The 3,519-nt window shown below is 41.5% G+C and carries 2 protein-coding genes; both read right to left on the reverse strand.

All coding sequences use genetic code 11. The features are described from left to right. Window positions 1–776: RagB/SusD family nutrient uptake outer membrane protein (locus ACEW8S_RS05185; protein WP_373517118.1), on the reverse strand; the 776-nt coding region annotated here is incomplete at its 3' end. Window positions 777–780: 4 nt separating this feature from the next. Then, window positions 781–3,519 (reverse strand): SusC/RagA family TonB-linked outer membrane protein (locus tag ACEW8S_RS05190; protein ID WP_373517119.1); only part of this gene is annotated, 2,739 nt, incomplete at its 5' end.

Below are 3,519 nucleotides of genomic sequence, written 5' to 3' on the forward strand. Positions count from 1 at the left end.
TTTTCACCTGCAAAATTGAAATTGTTCACAAATTCCGGGTTTAGCGCATAAGGACCTGCAGTTATTACTTCGTTCAATAGGGGAAAAGCTTCATCCCATTTCTCTTGGTACAAATAGGTTTTTCCTAGAAAGGCCATTGCCACCCAAGAATTAGCTCTTCCAACGACCACTTCCGTTCCCAGATTATCGATTGCAAGTTGAAAATCCGCTTCGATTTGAGCCCAAATAGGACCAGGATTGGGTTGGTTAAACTCTTGATTCGTCAAGTTCTCTACGGAAATAAAGGGAACATTACCATAAAATTTTTGAAGTTCAAAGTTGTAGAAAGCTCTTAGAAAATAAGCTTCGCCCAATTGTTGTGAGAAATCGCCTTCGGGTATTTGATTTATTAGCTCAATTACCGCATTAGCTCTGTTAACACCTCCAAAAAGCGCACTCCATCTTCCCAGAAACCATCCGTTACCCGTTTGCCAGTCCAAAGTTTCGATCTGGAACAATTCTGTATTATCACTGTCCGTACTTCCTCTATGTGCATCATCGGACACCACGTCGGTCCACCAGTTGTCTCCCCCTGCGGAAACAGGTTCCCCTTGTCGGTTAATACGCTCCCCGTCTAAAACCGAATAGGCAGCGGTAAGTTTAAGGTCAACACCGGTAGCATTCTGTAAAGCTTCATCGGAAAGTGCCCCTGTTGGAGGGATGACCGTAAAATCGTCACTACATGCAGCTAGCAATATGCACGTAAGTAGTACTGAATAAATTATTTTCTTTTTCATTTTTCTAAAATTTTAAATTAACACCTAAAGAATAAATCGAAGCCAACGGATAGTTGTTGTCAGACACGCCTATGGTCAAGTTATCTATTCGACCATTTTCAAACCTTGGTTGTAGCTCAGGGTCAACACCATCATAGCCTGTTATAGTGAACAAGTTGGTTCCCTGAAGGTAGAAACGTACACTATCCATACCTAACATTCCAGAAACTTTTTCATCGAAAGTATAACCGAGCTGTAAATTTTTTAACCTCATATAAGATCCATCTTCAACAAAGAACGAATTCGCCGTACCCTCATTGTTGGTGATACTGGCACTTAGTTCGGGCAATGAAGCGTCAAGATTATCAGGTGTCCAGGAATCCAAAACCCGGACACTTCTGTTTGCCTCAAAAAACGTGGGGAAGTCGGTATAGACTTTATCATTGTTGAATATTTCATTTCCTTGGGAACCTTGAAAAAATGCGGACATATCAAAACCCTTATATCCTGCGGATAGATTTACACCATATGTAAAGTCCGGGTGGGGAGAACCGATGAAAGTTCTATCATCGTCATTGATGACACCGTCAGGGGTCACATCCCTATACTTAAACCTCCCTACTCCATCGGCTGGTGTTGCAAAACCCTGATCAGGTGCGGCCGAAACTTCTGCTTCCGTAGCAAAGATTCCTTCAACGACCCTACCATAAAAAGAAGAGATGGGCTGCCCAACCTGGGTTCTTGTCACGGTACCGGTAGTTCTAAAATTACTGAATCCAGTTTGAAAAGCACTTATCAATTCGGTCACCTCATTTTTATAAGTAGAAAAATTAACATCTATGCCATAACGGAAGCCGGACTGCGTAGCATTTGCAAAGCTAAGACTGGCATCTATACCCTTGTTTTCAATAGATCCTAGATTTACATAAGGCGGAGCCGCATCGATTGCCGTGGAGCTGATCAGACTGGCATCTTGGTTGATTAAATCTTTTGTTTTAATTGTAAAATATTCTACGGAAGCACTTAGTTTGTTATCAAAAAATCCAAGTTCTGCACCAAAATTGGTAGTTTCACTGGTTTCCCATTTCAGATTAGGATTACCCACCGCATTTAAAATAGCACCCGGATTGGGAGTTCCGCTCCCGTTAAATACATAGTTTCCAAACTGTTCGCTAATTACCGATATATTGCTAGTTGGGTTGTCTACGGGTAGCGTTTGGTTACCTAATTGCCCCCAAGATCCTTTTAATTTTAATCTGCTTATAAAGGCATCTTCAGGAAAAAAACCTTCTTCACTGACTATCCATCCCGCACTGAACGATGGGAAAACATCGCTTTTATTGTCTCCGATAAATCGTGAAGATTCGTCTTGCCGTACCGTGGCCGTAAGTAAATATCTACCTGCGTAGTTATAGTTCACCGTTCCGAAAATTGAAAACAGCGAAGATCCATTATCATAGGCAAAGGCAACGTTAGGAGCACCCAAACCATTGCTTAATAGGTAATACTCCGGTGTTTCAAAGAAAAAATCGGTTCTGGTAATCTCTTTACCTTTTTGGTTAACGTTAAGGGCTTCTATGCCTACTAGGGCATTGATATTGTGTTCACCAAACGACTTATTATAACTAAGGGTGTTTGTCCATACCCATTCGTATTTATCATAATCCTGCTCGCGAAGCGTATTTATGGCAAGGGGTTCGGAAGCTTCGGGAATCAAGGCCCTAAAACGTCGATCATTGTAGGCAGTAATAGAACCACCTATCGAAGTTTTAAATTGTAGTCCATCAAGAATATCCAATGTTGCGTAAATATCACCAAAAATCCGTAATGTTTTATTGAAATCATCCGCTTGCCGATTTGCTTCCGCTACTGGGTTATTGGGATTTGAAAGTCCGGTATCGTTACTATAATTCCCTGCGTAATTACCTTCATCATCAAAAACAGGAACTAGGGGAGACATCCTTGTAGCAAAATTGAACCAAGATTGTCCTCCCCCCCTTCTTTCAAATGAAATGTTGGTATGTTCCCCAACCCGTATCCTATCTCCAATTTTAAATTCAGAATTCAATCGTACAGAGGCCTTTTTAAAGCCCGTTGCTATTTGAATTCCTTGACGGTTTAAATAATTCGCGGAAAAAAGGAATTTGGATTTTTCGTTACCGTTTTCAAAAGTCATTGAGACGTTATTCGTGATAGCCGATCTATAAATTTGATCTAACCAATCCGTACCTCCATTTGGTTTTACGGTAGCGCTTATCCCTTCCGGAGTTCTTTGTAATTTTGTTGGTGTCACAGGGTTCGGCCCATCCCCATATTGCGGATGGGAAGGTGTGCTTCCATCGTTTCTTTGACTTTGAAAAATCATTTCCCCGTGTTGCTCTGTATTGAGTAGTTCAGGTATATTGATAGCTTTGGAAAAACCAGTGTACGTGTCAAGTGAAATTTTGGCCGTGTCCATGTTATAACCTCCACTTTTGGTGGTGATAATTACAACACCGTTAGATGCCCTTGCCCCATAAATGGCAGCAGCACCATCCTTAAGCACGTTCATCTGTTCTATATCCGCGGGGTTAATGGAATTTAAAATACCTGCATCATCTGTTTGTACGCCGTCAATAATGTAAAGCGGGTCATTACTGTTGCCAGTTCCGTATCCCCTAATTCTAACTACCGGAGTAGCACCTGGTGATCCGTTATTGGTTATCGTTACTCCCGAAACCCTACCTTGCAAAGCTTCTGCTGCATTTACGATTGGCACTTTAGT

The organism is Pricia sp. (genome assembly GCF_041745955.1).
Lineage (GTDB): Bacteria > Bacteroidota > Bacteroidia > Flavobacteriales > Flavobacteriaceae > Pricia.